General features: G+C 39.2%; 21 protein-coding genes. 12 read left to right on the top strand and 9 right to left on the bottom strand.

The annotated features are described in order from the left end of the window. Positions 1-66: 66 nt before the first annotated feature. Positions 67-849, bottom strand: a complete 783-nt coding sequence (locus AC3Z9T_RS18760; RefSeq protein ID WP_490127611.1) for an SDR family oxidoreductase — start codon at positions 847-849, stop codon at positions 67-69. Positions 850-1,400: 551 nt separating this feature from the next. Here AC3Z9T_RS18760 and tolC point away from each other — a divergent pair. Next, entirely contained in the window at positions 1,401-2,738 is a 1,338-nt protein-coding gene (gene tolC, locus AC3Z9T_RS18755) for an outer membrane channel protein TolC (RefSeq protein ID WP_490127610.1), read from the top strand. Between the two features lie 145 nt (positions 2,739-2,883). Continuing rightward, positions 2,884-3,210: a hypothetical protein gene (locus AC3Z9T_RS18750; RefSeq protein ID WP_490127609.1), complete on the top strand. Its 327-nt coding sequence runs from the start codon at positions 2,884-2,886 to the stop codon at positions 3,208-3,210. Between the two features lie 79 nt (positions 3,211-3,289). Here the strand turns inward: AC3Z9T_RS18750 and polA are convergent, their stop codons facing one another. From polA to AC3Z9T_RS18730, 4 genes are all read right to left on the bottom strand, one after another. After that, complete coding sequence (gene polA, locus AC3Z9T_RS18745; protein WP_490127608.1) at positions 3,290-6,082, bottom strand: DNA polymerase I; 2,793 nt, start codon at positions 6,080-6,082, stop codon at positions 3,290-3,292. A gap of 367 nt (positions 6,083-6,449) precedes the next feature. Next, on the bottom strand, positions 6,450-7,073 hold the full coding sequence (gene dsbA / locus AC3Z9T_RS18740; RefSeq protein WP_490127607.1) for a thiol:disulfide interchange protein DsbA: 624 nt from the start codon (positions 7,071-7,073) through the stop codon (positions 6,450-6,452). 32 nt (positions 7,074-7,105) lie between these two features. Continuing rightward, positions 7,106-8,101 carry a serine/threonine protein kinase gene (locus AC3Z9T_RS18735; protein WP_490127606.1) on the bottom strand — a complete coding sequence of 332 codons (996 nt, stop codon included), beginning with the start codon at positions 8,099-8,101 and terminating at the stop codon, positions 7,106-7,108. 6 nt (positions 8,102-8,107) lie between these two features. Beyond that, on the bottom strand, positions 8,108-8,377 hold the full coding sequence (locus AC3Z9T_RS18730; RefSeq protein WP_490127605.1) for a YihD family protein: 270 nt from the start codon (positions 8,375-8,377) through the stop codon (positions 8,108-8,110). Positions 8,378-8,582: 205 nt separating this feature from the next. Here AC3Z9T_RS18730 and mobA point away from each other — a divergent pair, with 205 nt between their 5' ends. Together mobA and mobB are read left to right on the top strand one after the other, a co-directional pair. Further along, the gene (gene mobA / locus AC3Z9T_RS18725; protein WP_490127604.1) at positions 8,583-9,164 is read left to right on the top strand and encodes a molybdenum cofactor guanylyltransferase MobA; all 582 of its coding nucleotides are present in this window, start codon (positions 8,583-8,585) and stop codon (positions 9,162-9,164) included. A gap of 2 nt (positions 9,165-9,166) precedes the next feature. Continuing rightward, complete coding sequence (gene mobB / locus AC3Z9T_RS18720) at positions 9,167-9,688, top strand: molybdopterin-guanine dinucleotide biosynthesis protein MobB (RefSeq protein ID WP_490127603.1); 522 nt, start codon at positions 9,167-9,169, stop codon at positions 9,686-9,688. A 242-nt stretch (positions 9,689-9,930) separates the two neighbouring features. Here the strand turns inward: mobB and gorA are convergent, their stop codons facing one another. From gorA to AC3Z9T_RS18705, 3 genes are all read right to left on the bottom strand, one after another. Next, on the bottom strand, positions 9,931-11,283 hold the full coding sequence (gene gorA, locus AC3Z9T_RS18715; protein WP_490127602.1) for a glutathione-disulfide reductase: 1,353 nt from the start codon (positions 11,281-11,283) through the stop codon (positions 9,931-9,933). 118 nt (positions 11,284-11,401) lie between these two features. Continuing rightward, positions 11,402-12,244, bottom strand: coding sequence for a 23S rRNA (adenine(2030)-N(6))-methyltransferase RlmJ (locus AC3Z9T_RS18710; RefSeq protein ID WP_490127601.1), 843 nt, complete (start codon positions 12,242-12,244; stop codon positions 11,402-11,404). 637 nt (positions 12,245-12,881) lie between these two features. Then, a complete protein-coding gene (locus AC3Z9T_RS18705; RefSeq protein WP_490127600.1) occupies positions 12,882-13,286 on the bottom strand; it encodes a helix-turn-helix domain-containing protein in 405 nt (134 codons plus the stop codon). Positions 13,287-14,397: 1,111 nt separating this feature from the next. Between AC3Z9T_RS18705 and fimA the strand changes: the two genes are divergently transcribed. From fimA to yhjD, 7 genes are all read left to right on the top strand, one after another. Continuing rightward, entirely contained in the window at positions 14,398-14,961 is a 564-nt protein-coding gene (fimA, locus tag AC3Z9T_RS18700) for a type 1 fimbrial major subunit FimA (protein ID WP_490127599.1), read from the top strand. Positions 14,962-15,134: 173 nt separating this feature from the next. Continuing rightward, positions 15,135-15,833, top strand: a complete 699-nt coding sequence (locus AC3Z9T_RS18695) for a fimbria/pilus periplasmic chaperone (RefSeq protein ID WP_490127598.1) — start codon at positions 15,135-15,137, stop codon at positions 15,831-15,833. Between the two features lie 47 nt (positions 15,834-15,880). Next, positions 15,881-18,490: a fimbrial biogenesis usher protein gene (locus tag AC3Z9T_RS18690; RefSeq protein ID WP_490127597.1), complete on the top strand. Its 2,610-nt coding sequence runs from the start codon at positions 15,881-15,883 to the stop codon at positions 18,488-18,490. A 47-nt stretch (positions 18,491-18,537) separates the two neighbouring features. Next, positions 18,538-19,551 carry a fimbrial protein gene (locus AC3Z9T_RS18685; RefSeq protein WP_490127596.1) on the top strand — a complete coding sequence of 338 codons (1,014 nt, stop codon included), beginning with the start codon at positions 18,538-18,540 and terminating at the stop codon, positions 19,549-19,551. Positions 19,552-19,563: 12 nt separating this feature from the next. Further along, positions 19,564-20,127, top strand: coding sequence for a fimbrial protein (locus tag AC3Z9T_RS18680; protein WP_490127595.1), 564 nt, complete (start codon positions 19,564-19,566; stop codon positions 20,125-20,127). A gap of 557 nt (positions 20,128-20,684) precedes the next feature. After that, positions 20,685-21,086 carry a DUF1090 domain-containing protein gene (locus AC3Z9T_RS18675; RefSeq protein WP_490127594.1) on the top strand — a complete coding sequence of 134 codons (402 nt, stop codon included), beginning with the start codon at positions 20,685-20,687 and terminating at the stop codon, positions 21,084-21,086. Positions 21,087-21,226: 140 nt separating this feature from the next. Beyond that, the gene (yhjD, locus tag AC3Z9T_RS18670; RefSeq protein ID WP_490127593.1) at positions 21,227-22,222 is read left to right on the top strand and encodes an inner membrane protein YhjD; all 996 of its coding nucleotides are present in this window, start codon (positions 21,227-21,229) and stop codon (positions 22,220-22,222) included. Positions 22,223-22,264: 42 nt separating this feature from the next. On the opposite strand, the gene AC3Z9T_RS18665 is transcribed toward yhjD, so the two are convergent. Then, positions 22,265-23,326 carry an NAD(P)H-dependent flavin oxidoreductase gene (locus AC3Z9T_RS18665; RefSeq protein ID WP_490127592.1) on the bottom strand — a complete coding sequence of 354 codons (1,062 nt, stop codon included), beginning with the start codon at positions 23,324-23,326 and terminating at the stop codon, positions 22,265-22,267. A gap of 84 nt (positions 23,327-23,410) precedes the next feature. Between AC3Z9T_RS18665 and AC3Z9T_RS18660 the strand changes: the two genes are divergently transcribed. Further along, a complete protein-coding gene (locus AC3Z9T_RS18660; protein WP_490127591.1) occupies positions 23,411-24,283 on the top strand; it encodes a LysR family transcriptional regulator in 873 nt (290 codons plus the stop codon). Positions 24,284-24,325 lie beyond the last annotated feature (42 nt).

Here is a 24,325-nt window from a genome sequence, read left to right as displayed (position 1 = left end):
AGCAAAGATAAAAGTGCCTTTCACATCGCAATGCTTGCAAGAAATAGTCATATAAATAACGGCTGATTACATAGCTGTCTCAGGTAACAAAGCCCCACCATCCACAACAATGGTTTGCCCTGTGATATAACTCGCCGCTGGTGATGCTAAGAAAACCATCGCTGCCGCAATATCTTCGCCTTCACCTAAACGCCCTAATGGTACATGATGCGCAATACTTTGATTAAGTTGCTCATCGCCTAAATTTGCCATGGCTGGTGTACGGATCATACCCGGTTCAACGCCATTAACCGTGATCCCTAAAGGCGCAAGTTCGAGTGCAGCAGCCTTGATAAAACCATTTACCCCTGCTTTAGAGGCCGCATAATGCGCTAACCCTGGGTAAACAACTTTCGGCCCCGTCACTGAAGAGGTAACCAAAATACGCCCTCCTCCCTGCTTTTTCATTAAAGGCTGAGCAGCTTGGGTTAAATAAAACGGAGCCATTAAATTAACACTCAATGTTCGCTGTAATAATGGTTCATCAATCTGCATAAATTCAGTCAGAGGGAAATAGGCGGCATTGTGTACCACAATATCTAATCGATGATATTGGTGTTCTATTTTTTCTACTAATGTGCTGATTTGCTGTTGTACCGAACAATCGCAACTTTCTGCATAGACTTTATAGCCTTGTTCGATCAATGAAGCCGCAGCTTGTTGTGCCTTTTTCAGCTGTAAATCCGCCATAATCACCAAAGCACCTAATTCAGCAAAAGCCTCAACAATCGCCAAACCAATACCTTGAGCACCACCAGTGACTAACACAACTTGGCCATCAAATGCCGTTGCAGAAAATGTTTTCTTCATGGGGGGGTTCCTATGAGCAACCATAAACAAATAGGAAATTATATTGATGTAGATAATACTAAGACGGCAATCGTTCTTAGGGGCGAGGAAATTCCCCACAGTGTATACATGGGTTGTAGATTATATTTTCTTGGCGATTGGTTCACAATCAGTAATGATTGAACCGCTTTTTAGCTATAAGCAGTTGTTTGCTTTGCTCTTTAAGCTGCAAACCAGACATAATCATCAAGGTATTTCAATTAATTAAGGCTGTCCCCCAAAAATCGTAATATATACTCGTCATACTTTAAGTGGCAGCGCCTTTCGTTAAGGTATAAGTGACTACGCTCACTCGCACCACTCACATAATTATCATGCTCTTGCGGACTCATTGACTTGTCGCCTAGCCGCACCTCGAATTATTTAGAGTATAAACATTAATATTATTCCCAACCTCAAAATACTATTTTTATATTTACAATTTAATAAATTCGCTATAGTGTAAAAATACTTTCATTCTTAAAAAAACATTTAAGCTAACCTGCTAAACATTTAATCGGGAGTGATTAACAATGAAAAAAATAATAATTCCATTTATTTTATTGAGTTCATTAATTATAAATAACAATTGTCACGCAGAGGATTTATTTCAAATTTATAAAATAACAAAAGATAGCAACCCATCACTAAAAAAAATAGAAAACGAACGCTATCAAGCCTATAAAAAAATAGATGAAGAGCGCAGTCTATTACTTCCTCAATTAAAATTAATAGCTAATTCAAACTATAAAAACAATGATGGATCCGATGACAATAAAAATATTAAAAATGCCGAACTATCCCTACAGATGACACAATCTATCATTGATAGAACTAAGTGGCAGTCATTATCTATTCAAGAAAAACAAGCTGCTATTTCAGATATTAACTATCAAGTAAGCCAACAAGATCTTATTTTAGAAACGGCCATCTCTTACTTTAATATATTAAAATCTATTGATGCCCTCACTTACATAAAAGCCCATAAACTCGCCGTTTATCATCAATTAGATCAAACGACACAACGTTTTAATGTAGGGCTAACGACCATCACTGATGTACAAAATGCGAGAGCTAACTATGACAGTATCATTGCTCAAGAGGTTCTAGGATATAACGAATTGAAAAATTCAGTTGAAATATTAAGAAAAATCAGTGGAGTACAATATACTCGATTAGCAAAACTCAATATTAATAAGTTACAAATCACTAAACCAGATAACATCACATTTTTACTTGAAAATGCTCGAATTAAAAATCTTACTTTATTAAAATCTCGCCTTACACAAGAAATATCAAACGATAAAATATCCCTCGCCAAAAGTGGGCATTTACCTATAGTCACTTTAGATACCTCTACAACCATCAACAACACTCGGCTAGATAAGAATGATATCGAAAATCCGCATAAAATAAATAACCATTCAGGGAAAAACAATGCTGCCCTCTCGTTAAATTTACCAATCTATCAAGGTAATGCAGTTAATTCTCAAGTTAAGCAGGCTCAGTATGGTTTTCAGGCTGAAACAGATCAACTTGAAAGCGATAACCGAAAAGTCACTCAGCTAGTTAACTCTTCATACAATAATATATTGTCATCAATAAGTAGCATTAATGCCTATAAGCAACTAATTATTTCGACACAAAGCTCATTAGATGCCACAGAAGCTGGTTATCAAGTAGGAACGCGCACTATTGTCGATGTGCTATCTGCAACTTCCGCCCTTTATCAGTCAAAACAAAATTTGTCGAACTCCCAATATGATTATCTTATCAACCAGTTAAGAATGGAATATTTACAAGGTTCCTTAAACGAAAATAGCATTCAACGTATCAATAAGATGCTAGGCAATGAAATATCAATCCATTAACCAACAATGCAATAATTATTATTTTAATTATCAAATATTGAATAATTGATTTTAATTAAAACTTGATAAATTTCATTTTTATAGTTCTTAATTTTCTATGTCATCATTGCTTTTAAAATAAAAAGTGAGATCAAGTAAATAAACAGTGAAAGTAAATGAAATGTATTGCATTAAAAATGGAGAAGAATTGATCATTTCTCCTTCACCACAAAGAAAGAAAATAACCATTCCAAAATTGATGGCATCTAGTGCAGGGCAAAAAACAAAAGCCCATCACAGTCTAGATATTAATGGAAAGCAAGTTGCAATTGCTGAAGTTGATACACGTTATAATCAATATGGGGTTACTTTAATCAACATATCATCTTGGTCTGGAGTCATTGAACCGAATACTCAAATGAAAATTATAGCTAATGAAAGAACATCCAAATATTCATCTGTACTTAGTTATATATTAGTATTAATAGAATAATATACATTTTCACAGTAAATAGTATAAACAAATAAATCTGAGTCGAATAAATAATTATCCGACTCAGATCAGGTTCTATCTAGTGAGCTTCATCCCAATTATCACCCACGCCAACATCCACTTTCAACGGTACATCAAGCTGCATGCTTTGTTCCATCAATTCACGCACTTTTTCTATCACCTTATCCAGCTCAGTTTCTTTGATTTCAAACACTAATTCATCGTGAACTTGCATCAACATGTCAGCTTCCGGTTTCTCTGCTCGCAGCCAACTATCAACAGCAATCATTGCCTTTTTGATAATATCTGCTGCTGTTCCTTGCATTGGCGCGTTGATCGCCTCACGCTCAGCGGCTTTACGGCGCATACCGTTACTTGATTTAATATCAGCAAGGTACAGGCGGCGCCCTTCTAATGTCTCAACATAGCCTTGCTCAGATGCTTGATGGCGCGTGTTTTCCATATAACGTAAAACACCTGGATAGCGTTCAAAATAGAGATCCATATAACGTTGCGCTTCACCACGAGGGATCCCTAACTGACGTGCCAAGCCAAATGCACTCATTCCATAAATCAAGCCAAAGTTAATCGCTTTAGCGCTACGGCGTTGATCACTAGTTACTTGCTCCAGCGGTACACCAAATACCTCTGAAGCCGTCGCACGGTGAATATCTTTGCCTTCCGCAAATGCAGTTAATAACCCTTTATCTTGTGATAGGTGAGCCATAATACGCAATTCGATTTGCGAATAATCGGCCGCAACCACTTTATAGCCTTTACGTGCAATAAATGCTTGGCGGATGCGACGCCCTTCTTCCGTTCTTACTGGAATGTTTTGTAAGTTAGGATCACGTGATGATAATCGGCCTGTCGCGGTCACCGCTTGATGATAAGAAGTATGTACCCGTTGAGTTTTCGGGCTGATCATCAACGGCAGTTTATCCGTATAGGTTGATTTCAACTTTGCCAAACTACGGTGCTCAAGCAATAATTTAGGTAATGCATGTTCCATCGCCAACTCTTCAAGCACTTCTTCATTGGTTGATGCAGCACCGCTAGGCGTTTTTTTGATAATAGGGAGTTGCAGCTTTTCAAATAAAATAGTTTGCAATTGTTTTGGTGAAGCTAAGTTAAATTCTTCACCCGCTAATTCAAATGCTTCTTTCTCGAGTTCTGCTAAACGAGCGGTAATTTGTTTTGATTGAGCGGCTAAAACATTCGCATCAATTAATACACCAGTTCGCTCCATTCGCACTAAAACAGGCACTAATGGCATTTCAATCTCACGGAAGACTTTATTCAGCTTAGGTTCAGCTTCAAGCTGTGGATACAGCGCTTGATGCAATAACAAAGTCACATCGGCATCTTCTGCTGCATAATTGGCGGCTTGTTCAAGAGCGATTTGATTGAAGGTCAGTTGCTTTTTGCCTTTTCCTGCAATTTCTTCGAAGGACACTGTTTTATGGTTGAGATGGCGTTCAGCCAAGCTATCCATATCATGGCGCCCCATACCAGCCACACTATTCAGTACATAAGATTCGAGCATGGTGTCGAATTCGATGCCTTTTAGCTCAATGCCATAGTTAAGCAACACTTCAGCGTCATACTTTAAGTTCTGCCCAACTTTTAATATATTTTCATTTTCTAATATCGGCTTCATCACTGCCAGAACATCATCTAATGGCAGTTGAACAGGCGCATCAAGATAGTCGTGCCCTAAAGGTAAGTAAGCCGCTCTTCCCGCTTCAATGGCAAATGACATCCCCACTAGACGCGCTTCTTGAGTATCTAAGCTATCGGTTTCAGTATCAAATGCAAACAATGGTGCAGAGGTGAGTTTTTCAACCCAACGATCTAAATCAGCCTGTTCTAAAATGGTCTGGTAATTTTCTGCGCTGAGTGTTGGTGCAGCAACAACAACTTCAATTTTCTTTTCGAACTTAGTGGCGGTTGGTGCTGAACTTTTACCATTTTTAGCATCCATCCATGTACCGTTTTCAACATCAGCCAACCAACGTTTGAATTCGTAACGGCTAAATAATTGGTGCAACTTATCAGCATCAGGTTCTGATACAGAGAGCTCTTCACAGGTTTTTTCTAGCTCCACATCCGTTTTGATGGTAGCGAGCTGATATGAAAGAAATGCCAGTTCACGGTTTTCTTCCATTTTTGGCGCTAATGTTTTAGACCCTCTGAAACCAAGCGGTGCGATATCGTCTAAAGAGTTATAAATCTTCTCTAAGCTACCAATCCCTTGCAGTAAGGCAAGCGCCGTTTTTTCACCGACTCCTGGTACACCAGGGATGTTATCGGATGAATCTCCCATCAAAGCAAGAAAATCGATGATCAATTCAGGTGGTACGCCATATTTGTCTTCAACTTCTTGAGGACCAAGGATCGTATTAGTCATGGTATTGATCAGCGTGATATTCGGCTCCACCAGCTGTGCCATATCTTTATCGCCTGTACTAATCAGGACTGGGATACCTTTTTGGCTCGCTTGTCTCGCTAGTGTACCAATAACATCATCAGCCTCAACGCCTGAAACCACTAAAAGTGGTAACCCCATCGCTTCGACCATTTCATGTAATGGTGCGATTTGTTCACGTAAATCATCAGGCATTGGTGGACGATGTGATTTATAGCTTTCAAACAGTTCATCACGAAATGTTTTTCCTTTCGCATCAAAGACGACGGCCACATGGCTTGGCTTATATTGCATAATCAAGCTACGCAACATATTGAGCACACCATACATAGCTCCTGTCGGTTCACCTGCACTGTTAGTTAGTGGTGGGAATGCATGATAAGCACGGTATAGGTAAGATGAACCATCTACCAATATAAGGGGATTTTCTGCTATCTGAGCCATAATCTGTCATCATCTTTTTTGTCAGGAATGAATGCCGATAGGATGCCACAATGTTCGCTGAGATACACGTTGAGTTTGCACTCTCCACTCATCAGCTAAGACACTGTCACCACAGTTTTACTGTCATTTCTCAGTCACTGGGCATCATGATAACCTGTGGATAACTCTGTGGGCAAAACAGTGTTCTGGCTTAGATTCAATGACTAAGAAAAGATCAAGTAGTTAAACAAGAAAATAAAATCAATGAGTTAGATACATGGACCTTGATCCTGCTCAAAAAAAATATTTCTGCTGTATTGTGGATATTGATTACGTGATGTGACAACTATTGAAATGTGGCGGCAAGCCGCACCGCCACAAGGGAAGGCTATTTTTTATTAATTAGATAGTTAACTACGTTAGAAAACTCTTTCGCATAATCTGCTGCATTTTCGACTGCAATGCCGTTATTACGAACTTGGTATTTACCATCAACAAACATTGCTGGTACACCGCGCAGTTTGAGATCTTGAGCGGCATTTTGCTGCTTAGCGACCAATGATTTCACCACAAAACTATTCAATGCAGCATCGTACTCATCACCACTGATACCTGCTTTAATGAAGGCATTACGGATATCTGCTGGCGTGTTAATCGATTGAGTTTTTTGGATACCTTCAAACAGAACTGGAGTTACTTTGTCTTCAACTTTCAGTACCATTGCAACCGCCCACGCTTGAGTCAAATTTGGGCCTAGTGGGCCTAAGAAGTCAACGTGATAACGTTCCATTTTCACGCCTTCTGGCAGATTTTTCTCAACTGTTTGCGGGACTTTGTACACATTTTCAAATTGGTAGCAATGCGGGCAATAAAAAGAGAAGAACTCTAAAACTTGCGGCAAGTTTTGCACCGGTTGTTTAATTTCAGTGTACTCTTTGCCTTCTGTATAATTTGCGGCTGCGGCCCCAAATGACATAGCAATACCAATTAACGCCAACATAATTTTTTTCATATACTATATTCTCCAAAAAACTCATTGAGTTATTAAAATTGAGGGGCTAACTGCAAAGGTGGCTCTTGCAGCCGTTCAAGCTGCTGAGCAAATTCAATAGACTGTCTTTGCCAAAAATCATCGTCTTGGATCCATGAAAACGCTCTTGGAAAAGCAGGATCTTGCCAGCGACGAATAATCCATCCTAAATAATGAACCATTCTCATCGCCCTTAGTGGCTCAATTAGCTTGAGCTCTTTCACATCAAAATCACAGAATTCATTATAAGCTTCAAGCAAGGTATCCAGCTGGATCACCTGCTCTTGGCGTGAGCCATTCAATAACATCCACAAATCTTGTACCGCTGGGCCATTGCGCGCATCGTCAAAATCCACCAACCAAGCCTCATCACGCCATAGGATATTCCCCGGATGGCAATCTCCCTGTAAACGCAGTGGCGATACAATAACCGGCCAATCATGTTTCACTTGAACGATTAACTTATCCAGTGATTCGAGAAAGTTTTCTTTCCACTTGGGGGCGATCAGCTCACTTTGCGCCATGAGCTGGCGAGGTTGATCAAGGTATTCCGTCACCCCCAATGTAGGGCGGAACATAAAAGTGCTTTTTTTGCCGATCTGATGAGTACGGCCTAATAAACGCCCAACCTCTTCCAGCTGGAAGAGATTATCCGCTTCATATTGACGCCCGCCAATACTCGGAAAAATGGCAAACATAAAACCGCCGAATTCCAATACGGTTTGCCCTGCAAACTCTAGAGGTGCAGCAACAGGTAATTCAGCATCTTGTAACTCAAGCGTAAAATCGTGTTCTTCTTGGATTTGCGAACGATTCCAACGCTCAGGGCGATAAAATTTCACCACAAAGCGTTTGCGGTTTTCATCTTGAAACTGATAAACCCGATTCTCATAGCTATTTAGCTCAGTTAGCCCTGACTCAGGGTAGATCCCAGCTTCCATCAGTGCATCGAGGATCAAATCAGGAGAGATTTCGCTAAAATGAAAATGCGATTGTTCCGTGTTATTCATTGCACATTAGTCTTTTATAATACCGCGAGCGCGTAATAAGGCCGTCTTGAAGTCTTCCTCATAATCTTTTTTCAGGCCGGGGATCGCTTCGTCACTTCCTTTACCGCGCATTTTCAGGTGATAAATCAGTACATCATCTGTTAACTCAGATAACGAGCCTTTAAAACCCGCTTCGTCGGCAAGTTTTTGCAGTAGTTCAACAAGATTCAGATCTGAGTTGTCTTTCCATACAGGATGTATCAGCTCAATAACTTCATTTAAGCGATGGCATTTCATGTATATTCCTTCATTACAAATATTTAGGCCAAATTACTCGATATCATACAAGAGAAAAAAGCGAATTGATGTCAAGCTACGTAAAGTTTAACCTTAGTCTGCCTAAATATTGTTTGAATTTATAGGAAAACGGAATAAATTTTAGCGAATATATGCTTTTGAGTATGTTGAAACATTTTATTGAAGATCTTCAGAGATATTGAATATGCAACAATCGATTACCGGTGTGATCCTCGCAGGCGGTTTAGGTCGGCGTATGGGCGGGCAAGACAAAGGCTTAATAACCTTACTTGGCAAACCACTTTACCAGCACATAGTCGAACGCCTTGAGCCGCAAGTAGGGCAATTAATGATCAATGCTAATCGTAATCAAGAACGTTATCAACAGAGTGGCTTTCCGGTAATTGCGGATCTCACTGAGGACTTTTCTGGGCCACTCGCAGGTATGCAAGCAGCACTACATGCAGCTAAAACTGAGTGGCTATTATTTGTTCCTTGTGATGTGCCTGCATTTCCGTTAGATCTTGCGGTAACATTCTTTGAAAATAAAGGCGAAAGCCTCGCTTGCTATGCAAATGATACTGAGCGCGACCACCCTACTTTTGCTTTAATTCATCGCTCATTAGCACCACAATTGGATAGGTACCTCGATCAAGGAGAACGTAAGCTAATGTTCTTTATGCGGGAAATAGCAGCAAAATGTGTTGTTTTTCCTCCAAAATTAGGCTCGTTCGCCAATTTAAATACACCTGAAGATAGTCTCAACTGGGAGCTGCAACAAAAATAATTATGAACCAGAAATCTCTACCCCTACTCGGTATCACTGCGTACAGCGGTACAGGTAAAACAACGCTATTAAAGAAAGTGATCCCATTACTGCGCCAGCGCAACATTCGTGTCGGTTTAGTTAAACATACCCATCACGATATGGATGTCGATAAACCGGGCAAGGACAGTTATGAATTACGTAAAGCGGGTGCTGATCAAACACTTGTCGCTAGCCAGAAACGTTGGGCGCTGATGACGGAAACCCCTAATAACGATGCCGAGTTAGATCTACAATATCTTGCTAGCCGTTTTGATGCAGATTCTCTCGATCTGATCTTGGTGGAGGGGTTTAAACATGAAACGATCAGTAAGATCGCGTTATTTAGAGCTGAAGTTGGTAAGCCACTTGATGGATTACTTGATCAACACGTGATTGCCGTTGCGAGCAATCAAATAATCGATACCGTGTTGCCCCAGTTGGATATTAATAACCCTGAACACATCGCTGACTATATTGTCTCTTGGTGGCAAAAAAGTCTGTAATCTATACTCTAAATAATTCGAGGTGCAGCTAGGCGATAAGTGAGTAAGTCACTAGGAGCCTACATTAGTAGGTGACTAGTGCGAGTGAATGTAGTCACTTATACCTTAACAAAAGGCGCTGCCACTTAAAGTATAACGAGTATAGGCTCACCTTTTCTCAATGATACAGTTTGTTAGCATTAATATAAAAGGCTGAACTTTGTCAGCTCAGCCTTTTACTAAAACACAGGGCCCATTCGCTATTAACGCATCGTGACAAATTCTTCTGCTGCGGTTGGGTGGATGGCCACTGTATTGTCGAAATCTTTCTTCGTTGCCCCCATTTTCAGAGCAACTGCAAAGCCTTGTAGGATTTCATCCATACCAAAACCAATACCGTGAATACCCACAATCTTCTCATCTGCGCCTGCACACACTAGTTTCATGCGGCATGGCTGGCGATGAGAGGTCACCGCAGTGTACATCGCAGTAAATGATGATTTATAACATTTGACCTGATCTGCACCGTATTTTTCAATCGCTTCAGGTTCAGTCAAGCCTACGGTACCAATTGGTGGATGGCTGAATACCACGGTTGGGATATTGCTGTAGTCTAAGTGCTCATCCGGCTTATTATTAAATAAACGCTCAGACAAACGGCGACCCGCAGCAACCGCAACAGGCGTTAACTCAACCGCGCCTGTGTTATCACCGACTGCATAAACACCTGCAACATTAGTATTTTGGTACTTATCTACCTTGATATAACCTTTTTTATTAAGCTCTACACCAGTAGCTTCAATATTCAGGTTATCTGTCATTGGCTCACGACCAATTGCCCAAATCAGTACATCGACCGTTTGCTCTTTGCCATTTTCTAACTTCAGAGTCAGAGAACCGTCTGCATTTTTGACCACTTCTTTTGGTACTGATTCAGTATGCAATGTTGGCCCTTCAGTGTTCATGACTTCCACTAACGTCTCAACAATCAGAGGATCAAATGAACGAAGTGGCGCATGTTTACGCACAAAAAGGTGTGCTTCACTACCAAGGCCATTTAATACCCCAGCGAGTTCAACAGCGATATAACCAGCACCGACGACAGCAACACGTTTAGGCAGGTCTTCCAGTTCAAAGAAACCATCCGATGTTATACCGTACTCTGCACCAGGAATAGCAGGGATCACAGGGCGGCCACCTGTTGCAATCAAGATATGATCAGCGGTATAGATTTCGCCATCCACTTCAACGGTATGTGCGTCAACAAAACGAGCAAAACCGTGGATCACATCGACTTTATTATTACCTAAAACGCGGTCATAAGATTGGTGAATGCGATCAATATACGCAGTGCGGCTCGCAATTAAAGTTTTCCAATCAAAACGGTTAATTGTCGCGTCAAAACCATAGTCAGGGCCATAAGCACGGATCGCTTCTGAAATCTGTGCTGCATGCCACATCACTTTTTTCGGCACGCAACCTACGTTTACACAGGTTCCACCTAGTGCTTTCGCTTCGATCAGGGCACACTTTTGTCCATACATCGCTGCTCGGTTCATCGAAGCAATGCCGCCACTACCACCACCAATTGCAATATAGTCGTAATGTTTGCTCATAACTTGGTTATCCCATTTTGATTAATTAAAAAGCTAATACTTACCATTATGCTAATTATCTTTCTAAGCACAATAGTTTCAATGGATAGGAATTTCCTTTTAATGCAATAGGTTTCACCTATTCAGGTACGATCCAGCCCACTAACGTGTGTCCTGTTCCTTCTGGAACCAACGTTTTATGCAGCCACGGCAGCACATTTTTCATTTGCTGCTCAAGCTTCCATGGTGGATTGATCACAATCATACCGGATGCCGTCATACCACGTTGATCGCTATCAGGGCGTACCGCTAGCTCAATTTGCAATATTTTGCGGATCCCTGTGGCCTCTAATTGGCTGATCATGCGCTTAACTTGTTGGCGCAATACCACTGGATACCAAATCGCATAAGTTCCTGTCGCGAAACGCTTATAGCCTTCAACAACCCCTTTGACGACCGCCTCGTAATCAGATTTCAACTCATAAGGAGGATCCATTAACATAAACCCACGGCGGGTTGGAGGTGGCAGCTTCGCTTTTAGCTGTTGATACCCATCACCTTTAGAAACTTGAGCACGCTCATCGCGAGAGAATTCAGCCCGCAATAATGGGTAGTCGGTAGGATGCAATTCAGTTAGAGCTAACTTGTCTTGTTCACGCAATAAATACTTTGCGAGAAGAGGTGAGCCCGGGTAATAACGTAAGCGCCCATTATCATTCATTTGGCGAACAATATTCATGTAGGGAGCCAGTTCCTCTGGCAAATCGGGCTGTTCCCAGATGCGCGCAATTCCTTGCAGATACTCACCTGTTTTTTCTGCATGTTCGCCCGTTAATTGATAACGACCAGCACCTGAATGAGTATCAACATATAGAAAAGGTTTTTCTTTCTCTTTTAGAGATTCAATGATGAGGCTTTGAACAGTATGTTTTAGTACATCTGCATGATTGCCTGCGTGAAAACTATGGCGGTAACTTAACATATGCTTACATTTATCTAATTTAAAATTTGAGTATTATTCAGTTATATACTCTAAATAATGCGAGTTGCAGGTAGGCGACAAACGAAGATAGTCGGGGAGCATAGATAAACTATGTAACGCGGCGAGCGTAGCGTAGTCCCTTAAGTCTTAACAAAAAGCCCTGCAACTTGAAGTATGACGAGTATAAAGAAGTTTATCAACCTGAATACACAGTAATGGGACAAGATAACCCATGCTCTAAACACTTCCAGTTACAGCACTTTATTAAGGAAAGGCAACGACGCTCATCGCACTAGCCTGAATATATAAAGAAACATACTGGAAGAGAACAGTGTAAATAAAGTTTGCTTGAATAGCTATAGAGGATAAAAAAAGTAATGTAAAACGCAGTATCAGCAGCCCAAACGATTGTCAGTTAAATCTCAGTTTAGGCTATGCTAATAAAATTTTAACACCTAACAAATAGCACTATTTAGCCGAATGCAAATTATTGCTATTTAATAAAAAATAGATATAAATTCAAATTAAATATCCATATCCAAGCATTCTACGCTCTAAATAATTCGAGTTGAAGTTAGGTGATAAAAGAAGGTAGTCAACAATCCTATAACTTGAAGTATAATGAATATGCTGATATCTAATATTCAAAATGCTTCTTTATTTCCAACTCAGAATCAATGGCCAATTGATTATACTTATTAAATACATCATAGTTTTCATCAGGAATAGCCATTGAATAACCACATTCCTCTATCAGTTCTGGATAATATATAACAATTATTTTTTCTAGCAATTGGATAAACTGTAGAATACTAATTTCAAATATTGAACACATTCTCACTAACGTATAAACATTAACATTACAAATACCTGTCTCGTAACGAGATACCTGTTGCTGAGAAATATCAAGTAAATTTGCCAATTCTAAGCCCGTAATGCCCTTTTTTCTCCTCAACAATCTTAATACACTACCAAATGCAACGTTAGTCCTTCTATTATTTAATTCTAAATCTACTTTTTTGTTACTATGCTTATATCTCACAATAGCCTCCAAAGCGTCTAAGTAATCAATATCTCAAATATACTTACAATGCTTTATAACTAGATCTAAATGCCTATTCTACGGGTAATATAATTATTCATAAGGGGGAAATCAAATTTTGACTTCTATAAAATCATCGTTACAAAAAACTCATGAAATTATAATTTTCACAAGTAAATCAATAACTTTAAACCATGACAAAAATTATGAACTAAGTTTTTACTGGATATTTGGTTATGCTACACATTAAGCGGTGCCCATTTTGAACATATCTTTTTAAATAAGCCAATAAACAAATAAATATGGTAGATTAAAGTGATAAGCTATTTGGTTATTTTAAGAGCAGAAAACATGATTTTATATAATATCCTCCTCCCTTTTACCTGCCCTATTCAACCTACCAAAAATAACAATCAAAATAAGATGCTCATTTTACAAAGACAGCCACTCTTATTAAGACAACCTCTCATCGAAAAAATAATACACATTTTTTGAGTAAACGCTACATTACATGCGTAATTTATAAAATAAAAATTATTACAGCATATAAACTTGAAGTAGCGTTCCAAAAATGTTTTATCTGATTTTATATTCGGCCTAAAATCTAAAATCAAATCCCACAAAAAAAGCAACCAACTGATTTAAAATAGAAAACTTATTTTTTAATATTTTAAAATTACCTTAAAACCCTATATAGTGACATTTGATTTAAATCATTTTAAATATTACATTAGCACTCATAGCATAGATATAATTCTTTAATATCTTGCTTTTAAATTCACTAGGTTAATTTTGAAACGTATTAAACAATACTATGTTCTAAATAATTCAAGGTGTAGCGAGATAACCAGTGAACGAGTCACAGACAGCCTACATAATTAGGTGATAATAGCGAGTGAACGCAATCAATAACGCTGCAATTTGAAGCATGATGATTATATAAAAAGGAACTATATTGACATATCTATCAAGTCAATAAATATAGCTCTATTTTTTCATTATTGAAAATCCTATTTAACATATCAGATTAAATGCCAAGAATAAATCTGTGAATTTAATTAAACATCAAGCTTAAATTAAAAAATTTATTTTGTATTAAAAGGAATAGAGTATGTCTAATTTACTTAAATCTTTATTTGGATTATCAGTATTATCCGCTAGTCTAGCGGTATCAGCAGCCCCTGGTACTCAGGTTATTGTTGAAGGTGGTATTGTTCATTTTACAGGATCAATCGTTAATGCAGCCTGCGCTGTAAGTACAGATAGTGATGGCCAAACAGTTGCATTAGGCCAGCACCGTACTTCTGCATTACAAAATGTAGGCGATAAAACCAGCCCTAAAGCCTTTGAAATCAAACTGACCGACTGTGACACCACTGTTTCAGAAAGAGCACAAGTGTCATTCTCTGGCGGTGCAAATCAAACAGATAAAAACCTTCTTAAAGTCAGTAATATCGTCCCTGGTGGTGCTGGAGCTGCAACAGGGGTTGGTATAGAAATTACGGATCATGCAGGTGTCGTTCTTAGACCAGACGGATCAGCATTCTCTACACCAGTGAAACTGATCGATGGCACAAACACGCTACATTTCTCTGCTCGCTATGTCAGAACAACAGAGGCCCTGACTCCTGGTAAAGCAGATGCGGATACCACCTTTACTATGCAATATAATTAATATTGCCCTACAAAGGAATGAATTAAATCAATAAGGATATTCATAGTGGTCGCTTAATTAGCGACCACTAATACTGCGACTAAAAAAATGACATTTTTTCGTCGTCGCTAATTTTTTGAAATATACTTTTCATGCTTGAAGTTATTAAATTTTATATATTAAAAGGGGGCTTTATGTTTAAAATAAAACCTATTAACTTTCATCTAGCATTTCTTTTTATGCTATTTTTTATTCTTACTCCAAAATTAAGTCATGCAGTAGGTGGTGTAGCTTTAGGGTCAACAAGGTTAATTTATCCTTTGGGTGATAAACAAATATCCTTAGCCATCACCAACAGTGATAAAAACTCTAGGTTTTTAATTCAATCATGGATTGAGGACCCAAATGGAAATAAAACAAATGACTTTATTCTAACTCCCCCATTATTCGTTAGTAAGCCTAAAAGTGAAAACACATTGCGGATAATGTTCACTGGAGAAGGGTTACCAACCGATAAAGAATCATTATATTGGCTCAATAGTAAAGCCGTTCCTTCAATCGAAAAAGACGATATAAAAGATAAAAACGTATTGCAAATAGCTGTTTTATCAAGAATTAAGGTCTTTGTTAGACCTAAAGGTTTATCGGTGCAATCAATTGATGCTCCCAATATGCTAACTTTCGCTAAAAGTAACAATGGAATTGTCATTAATAACCCATCACCATTTTATATTACATTAGTTAACATAAAACTTGATGGTAAAAAACTACCTGGAATAATGGTTCCTCCAATGTCAAAAGAAAATATTTCAGAAGGTAGTGGTAATATCTTAACTTTCCAAACTGTGAATGATTTTGGTGCTAATACCCCAGAAACTAAAATATCACTTTAAATTAACTTATTAGCATTCATAGAAAATTATAATAATTAGGCTTGGATATGATAAAATATAAAGTATTTAAAGAAAGCCACCTACTTTCTGGGTTTGCCGTGGTGTTATTTTTGACTACGAACAATGCAAATGGTGAACCTTATTTTAATCCTTCATTATTATCAGGTGATGTTTCATCAATCGCGGATTTATCTAGATATAATAAAGATGAAGGCCAGCCTTCGGGGGTTTACCGTGTCGAGATATATCTGAATGATGAGTATATTGGCTCGCAAGATCTCAAATTCGAAATAACAGAAAAAAAACTGAAGAATGATGATACTGGGTTATATCCATGTTTAACCACTAAATGGCTAAAAAAATATGGTATTAATATAGCAGCAATAGAAAAATTATCTTTGCTCCCAGATGATCAGTGTATCAATATCATGAACTATATTGAGCACTCAAACACTGTTTTTGATTTTGAAACTCAGCGTTTGAACATCAGTATACCTCAAGCATTGGTATTAAATAATTATCGGGGTTTTATTCCCCCTGAAGACTGGGAAAACGGTATCAATGCCGCTTTGCTAAATTATCGCTTTTCTGGATCCAATACAGATCTCTCCAAACCAAAATCTCAAAGTGATAACTATTATTTAAGTTTAGAAAGTGGCATTAATCTAGGCTCATGGCGTTTACGTAATCAAAGTGCTTGGGTTTACGCAAAAAATAGTAAAAATACCACCAATAATTGGGATTCACTCTACAGTTATGCGCAGCGTGCAATCATCTCATTAAAAAGTGAACTGACTATTGGTGATTCATCAACAAATAGTGATATCTTTGATGGTTTTGCATTTCGAGGTATTAGCCTAGCATCAGATGACAATATGCTCCCTGAAAGTTTAAAGGGATTTGCACCAACAATTCATGGTATTGCAAATAGTAATGCAATTGTCACTGTTGAACAAAATGGTTATGTCGTATATCAAACCAATGTTCCACCTGGACCTTTCGAAATAAATGATCTCTATGCGACCACAAGCAGTGATGATTTAAATGTTACTGTAAAAGAAGCTAATGGTTCTACCAGCCAGTTCACCGTGCCTTTTTCATCGATTCCCATACTACAACGTGAAGGGCGAATTAAGTATGGACTCACTGCAGGAGAATTTCGTTCAGGCTCTTCAATGCAAAATAAGCCAACCTTTATACAGGGTCTTATGATATTGGGCCTTCCCGCAGGGCTGACTTTTTATCAAGGAATACAAGCAGCTGAACATCATAATTCTCTAGCTTTCGGTTTTGGGCAAAACTTTGGTGAATTTGGCGCATTATCTGCAGATATTACCCATGCCAATACACAGTTAGCGGATGGTAGCCATCATAGTGGGCAGTCATTGCGTTTTTTATATGCCAAATCACTTAGTAATATTGGTACGACATTCCAATTATTAGGATATCGATATTCAACAAAAGGCTTTTATAACCTAGCCGAGAGCGCTTACAAAAATATGAGCGGTTATAATACTTTCTCATCTGATAGACCTAACGATGATGAACTATATATTACTGATTATCACAATCTCTATTACACCAAAAGAGGTCGAGCTCAATTTAATATTAGTCAACAACTCGGTGACTATGGTGCTATTTATATTAATGGCAGCTATCAAACTTATTGGAATACCAGTGAAACAGATCAACAACTGCAAATGGGTTATAACGGAAACTGGCAAGATATCAATTATAACCTCAATGCTTCCATTAATAAAAATGCAGGTATCGACAATAAAGATAAAAGGATCGCATTTAATATTTCAATTCCGTTAAACACTTGGCTCGCTGGAGGTGGAAAAGGCAGAGATATTATTAACTCCAGTAATTCGATCTACGCCACTTATGCTACAACCTATGATAATACCAATAAAGCAACCCATTTAGCCGGTATTAGTGGAACATTGTTAGAAGATAACAATTTGAGTTATAGCGTTCAACAAGGCTATGCCAATCAAGGTCAAGGAGCAACGGGAGGTATCGCAACGAGTTATCGAGGCAGTTATGGTGATGTAAACGCAGGCTACAGCTATGGGAAACATTGGCAGCAAGTCAGCTATGGAGCAAGTGGTGGTGTCGTTTTACACAGTGAAGGCATTACTTTCAGCCAACCTCTTGGTGCAAGTAATATTCTTGTTGAAGCTGCCGGAGCAAGCGGTGTCTCTGTAGAAAATGCGACTGGCGTAAAAACGGATTGGTCAGGTTATACCGTGATCCCTCATGCATCCAGTTATCGTAATAACCGTGTTGCATTGGATGTCACCACTCTGCCAGAGAATGCCGATATTGATGATCCAGTCGTCAATGTTGTACCTACAAAAGGTGCGATCGTCAAAGCTGAGTTTTCAACAAAAATTGGCGCAAGAGCCATGATAATGCTCACACAAGTTAATGGTAAGCCACTTCCATTCGGTAGCGTTGTTTATGATGAAACGCGCTCAGGCAGCGGAATTGTCGGAGACAATGGACAACTATTTATTTCTGGTTTAGCGCCACAAGGGGTTCTAAAAGCCAAATGGGGAGCAGGAGATAATCAGCAATGCACAATCCATTATCAGCTATCAGAAAATAATAATCGCCAAGGTATTAATTATGCTAAAGCCAAATGCTCTTAATCCATTTATTTATCGCTGGCTTTAATTTTTGCTAATAAGAGACTCCTATGTTTAAAAAATTATTGTTTATAAGTTCATTCCTAGCCTCATGGGAAGCCTACGCTGTAAATTGCATACAGGGTAGTTTATGTAATCAAACAATCGTCACAACTATCACACAAAATTTAACCAGCGCTCAAAACCAAGTCGGGCAATCAATCGCATCAAATGTTGTTGCTACACCGGCAACACAACTAGGGCACAAAAAAGGAACCATAAACGGCTGGGGAATATATGGCACAGATGCTATCCCACCAACAGGAACATTCCCAAGTTCATGGGTATATAACAGAGTCGATGATTACATGTCCGTTGCACTAGGCAATCCACCCGGTTCTTGTGGTGGCGTTCCAGGTAGTGGGCAGTTCTTTCCATACAATGGCCCGACGATTAATGTGGAAACTTGCCAGCATGCTAATTTTCGTAATGATGGGGAACACACTCGAGTCGCCAGCGCCTTTCAAACAAGAATACGGATCGATAAGCGCTTATTATCAGGTAATCACTCAAGAAATATTTTGGTTGGACAATATGGCCTTTGCCAGCCAGGGGGATGTAGAACAAAAGACGTTATACTCGGTACTATTTACTTAAATTTTAATATCACTGTTCCTGAAAATTGTTATATCAATGCGGGTGAAGTCATTACCGTAGATTTTAATGATATTCCTTCAACCGCTTTTACTGCGGCGAATACACCCGCTAAAGGGGTAAATACAAAGCCATTAAGTGTACAAGTAAGATGTGATAACCCTCTGGCAAATGAAAGCCTCGTATTACGGCTGCTGACGAATAGAGTGAGTGGAAATAATTTAGTTTCTGACAACCCTGATGTTGGTTTTCGAATTTTATGGGGAAACTCTGTTATAACACCAAATAATTTTAATAGCTATGCACCGTTTAGTATTAAAAATAATGTGGGAACAGTGAACTTAAATGTTCAACCAATGAGTATTACAGGAAAAACACCCAAAGAAGGACCTGTAGTCTCTGAAGCGCTCCTTAAAGTTGATTTTCCATAATTTAAGGAAAAAATGATGAAAACAAAAAGAATGTCGTACTTCTATCTAAAAGCATTACTACTATCAACGGTCATTTTGGGAATATTTCAAATTAATCTAGCACACGCCGCAAGGGAGTTGGATAGTGTAAACTTAAGGATTAAAGCAAATATTGTGACTCCTACTTGTACTGTAAGTAATGACTCAAAAAATAAAGTTGTTGTCCTCGGTGATTGGCCATCTAAACGATTTTGGCAAGCTGGCCGAACAACATCATTGAAATATTTTGCTCTCAATTTAGAAGATTGTGGTGTTAGTACCAATGCTAGAATTCGATTTTTAAGCCCTCCTGTTGCTAATAACCCAACATTGTTTGCTTTAAATCCGGGAGCCAATACCGCCTCTAATATTGGGATCGCAATATTAGACCGCGCTAAAAAAGCCATGATGCCAAATGTATTTAGTCAACCTATACTTTTAGATGCAAATAAAAAAATAAACACCCTTGAATTCTATGCTCAATACGTTTCTACAGGGACCCCCGTAAAACCAGGTATTGCGAATTCAGATATTACATTTGAGATGCAATATGAATAAATATACTCCTCATACTTCAAGTTATAGCGCCTTTCGTTAAGGCATGGTGGCTTTGTTCATTCGTGCTACTCAATATAGCTATCTATACTTCCTGCAAAGCTATCCTTAGAGGCAGACAAAACCTGTAACTAGGGTAGCTGAGCACCATCAATCGGTGGGTTGAATTATTGATACGATCAAAAAAATCAAATAATTACATTACAATCAATTCTTATAAAAACATTAGTACTTGTCACTTTAAAAAGCCTCCAATGAAATTAAAAATATCAACAGAGTCATAAATTGGCCCATTACATCGAGTAATTACGAGTTCACATAGACCAATCAATATGAGACAGTACATTAAAAATTATTTGAGTTAGGTAAGTTTTATACTCTAAATAATTCAAGTTGCAGCTAGGCGACAAGCGAAGATAGGCAGAGAACATAGATAAACACCGTGACTCGGTGAGCGTAGCACAGTCACCTATGCCTCACTGCAACTTGAAGTATGACCAGTATATAAATGTACTTGTTAATAACTTATTCTGCGATGAACACTAATTAAGGAGCTGTAATTGAATAAAATACATGCATTGACAACAATATCCATACTGTTTTTGAGTAGTTTGTCCGCTTTCGCTAATGCTGCGACTAATGGCTGTGATATTAAAAAACAAAGAATTGAAACCCAAATTGATTACGCTAAAAAACACGGTAATACCCACCGAATTGCAGGGCTGCAAAAAGCGCTTGATAACGTGAACACTTATTGTACGCCTGAATCGCTTTATCGTGATAGCCAAAAAAATGTTGCTGAAAAGCAGGAAAAGGTTCAAGAAAGAGAAGCTGAACTACTTGAAGAAAAGCAAAAGGGCAATAATGATAAAATTGCTAAACGTGAACGGAAACTACAAGAAGCCCAAGCGGAGCTAAAGGAAGCACAAGCTGAACTCGAGCTATATAAAACTGGCAAATAACCCTGAATCTCTAGCCTAGTCATGAGCCTCAAAGCCTATTTGTAAATCAAAATGGGCTTTGAGGTAAAAAATTTCGTTAATTTAAGCTATATTATAGCGAAAATGAGATAAAACACATGACTAGCAGTAAAGGGGATAGAATGTCGAATATGCACGATGAAGAGCAAAAAGACACCAGTAAATTAAAATCTACGCTAAATAAAAGTATCGATAATAGTAAAAAAGCGCTCACATTCTCTATGCGAGTGGTGAATTTTATTTGTGCGATCCCTTTTATTGCCCACTTGATCCGTACAGCTCAACGCTTTACAGACCGCATGGGTAACCAGTTTGGCGCCGCTATTACTTATTTTTCCTTTCTGTCTTTGATCCCCGTATTAATGTTTACCTTTGCAGCTGCCGGTTTCGTGCTAGCTAGCAACCCTGAATTACTCGAGCGCTTAATACGCGGTATTTCCACCAGTATCAGCGACCCAACACTTGCTGGCACCTTAGAAAGAACGATTGATACCGCCATTCGCCAACGGACAACCGTCGGCCTAACCGGTTTGGCTTTAGCGGTCTATTCAGGTGTTAATTGGGTTAATAACTTACGATTAGCGATCTTGGCGCAATCACGCCCTGTGTGGGAGCGTAATGAAGACGAACACGAAAAAATCTATTTTCGCTATTTACGTGATTTTCTTGCCCTGATTGGTTTACTGGTTGCGTTGATTGTCACTATTACCCTGACCTCTGTCGCAGGTTCTGCTCAAGCAACTATCGTCAGAACGCTTGGACTAGATGGTATTGAATGGTTAAAACCTGCTTGGACACTGATTGGCCTCGCAATTTCAATAGCCGCCAACTTCTTACTGTTTTTGTGGATTTTTTGGATCTTGCCGCGTATGCAGCATCGCCGCTCTTCTTTATTAAAAGGTACTCTACTCGCAGCAATTGGTTTCGAAGTGATTAAAACGATTATGACGTGGATCTTACCAAACCTAGCTTCATCACCATCTGGTGCAGCATTTGGTTCTGTGATTGGATTGATGGCATTTTTCTATTTTTTCGCTCGGTTGACGCTGTTTTGTGCAGCATGGATTGCCACTGATGAGCCGAAAGATCCTAATGATAACCAAATGCTCATACCATAAAACAGTTGAGGGATGGCAAGCCATCCCTATCAACAAATAATATTAAATATCCATTTCTTCAACTAATACCTTCATCAACTCTTTTGCTGGCATTTCACGTACTCTAGATGCATTTTGACCAGCCCAATGCGCAGCAAAGCCATCGCTACCGGCCTGACTAGCAGCTGCATTCAGCTGTTTACCCACATCATAAGCAATCGGATAATCAGGTATTTGTGGGCTATTTTCTTGCTGACCAGTACGAATAAATTGATTCACAATCCCTCTTGCAGGACGCCCTGAAATAGCCGCAGTCAATGTGGTATTGCTCGCTTCTTGGCTTTTAAGTTTTTGCCGATAAGCGTCACTCGCTGCTGATTCAGGGCATAAGATAAACGCAGTACCTAGTTGAGCTGCTGCTGCGCCCTTTTCAAGAGCCATTGAAATATCTTGTCCATCCATAATACCGCCAGTTGCGATAATTGGCAGGTCAATATGCTGCGATAATAACTGCACTAAATCATAGGTAGTTAATTGCTCATCATCAGCATCGACATCAAACATACCACGATGTCCACCCGCCTCAATGCCTTGTGCAACAATGGCATCAATACCTGCTGCCTCAACCAATCGAGCCTCTGCTAAATTAGTTGCCGTTCCCATGGTGTAAATCCCTTGGGCTTGTAACTGTTCAACAACATGTTTTGTAGGCACATTAAAATGAAAACTCACCACCGCGGGTTTCATTTCCAGAAACAACGCCAACATGTCAGGATTATCTAAAAAAGACTGGTAAATTTCTGAAAGCTGTTTAGGTGGTGCAGCATTAAATTCAGAAAACGTTGGCGAGAGGTAATCAACCCAAGCTTGCTCCACTTCAGGCTTACGTGTCGGTGTTAAATGACAGAATACATTCACATTGAACGCTTTATCGGTGAGTGCTTGAGTGGCAACAATCATTTTTCTTGCTTGCTCAACTGAGCTAGCGCCCAAAGCTAAAGAGCCTAGCCCTCCGGCTTCTGACACCGCGGCCACCAGTTCAGGCGTTGACACCACTGCCATAGGTGCTTGAATGATCGGGTAACGCAGACCAAGGCGCTGTAGAAATAACGCTGAATGATTCATTGTTTTTCCTTTTGATGAGGTAAGTTTGCTGTTATTGTTCTATTATTGAGAATAAATATAGCACCATATTCACTAAAAAAGAAAATGAACTCTGAATCGTTAAAAATATTTTGCACTGTCGCTGAAGAACTCAGTGTCACACGTGCCGCCACTCGCCTTGGTCGAGTACCATCAAATATTACAACCCGTGTTCAGCAACTTGAAGCTGATCTGGGTGAATCGTTGTTTATCCGTCAAGGCAAACAAATGCAATTGTCAGAAGCAGGCTCTCGCTTTTTGCAATACGCACATCGGTTACTCGCTTTAGAACAAGAAGCCCGCCATGTAACCAGTTTAGGCCGAGAAGGTGGTCAGCTTAGGGTCGGTAGTATGGAAAGCACCGCAGCATGTCGTTTGCCTCCACTACTCGCAACATATCATCAGCAATACCCTAACACACAGCTGCTGTTAACTACTGGAACATCAAGGAATTTAATTGAGCAAGTGCTCGGTGAAAAACTCGACTGCGCTTTTGTTGCGTCAAAGCTGTATGATATTCATCAGATCAATGAAATGGGGATACAAGCGATAAAAATATGGCAAGAGCAGTTGGTCTTACTACTACCTGAACAGGATAAATCTGCCAAACGCCCTTCCGATATTAAAACACGTTCTCTTGCTGCCTTTGCCTCTGGTTGCAGTTATCGATACATCGCTGAGCAATGGTTGAATATTCCTAGCCAACTTGATTGGCATATTCAACAACTCAACTCATACCATGCCATGATGGCTTGTGTCAGTGCAGGAAGTTGCGTGGCTGTGCTGCCTGAGAAATTGCTTCAATTGATGCCCCAAGAGCAACTATCTGTTAATACATTACCGATTGTCGAATGCGATACTTATTTAATTTATCGAACAGGTTACCAAGTGCCTGCATTTGATGCCTTTGAATCATTGGTGACATCGACTCGCTCTTGAGAGCCTTTCTGAACACATTCTTTTTGAATAATTAAGGTATCT

The sequence above is a fragment of the Providencia sp. 6390 genome (genome assembly GCF_058148425.1).
Note: the sequence above shows the minus strand (reverse complement) of the source record. Positions and strands in the feature narration are given on the sequence as shown.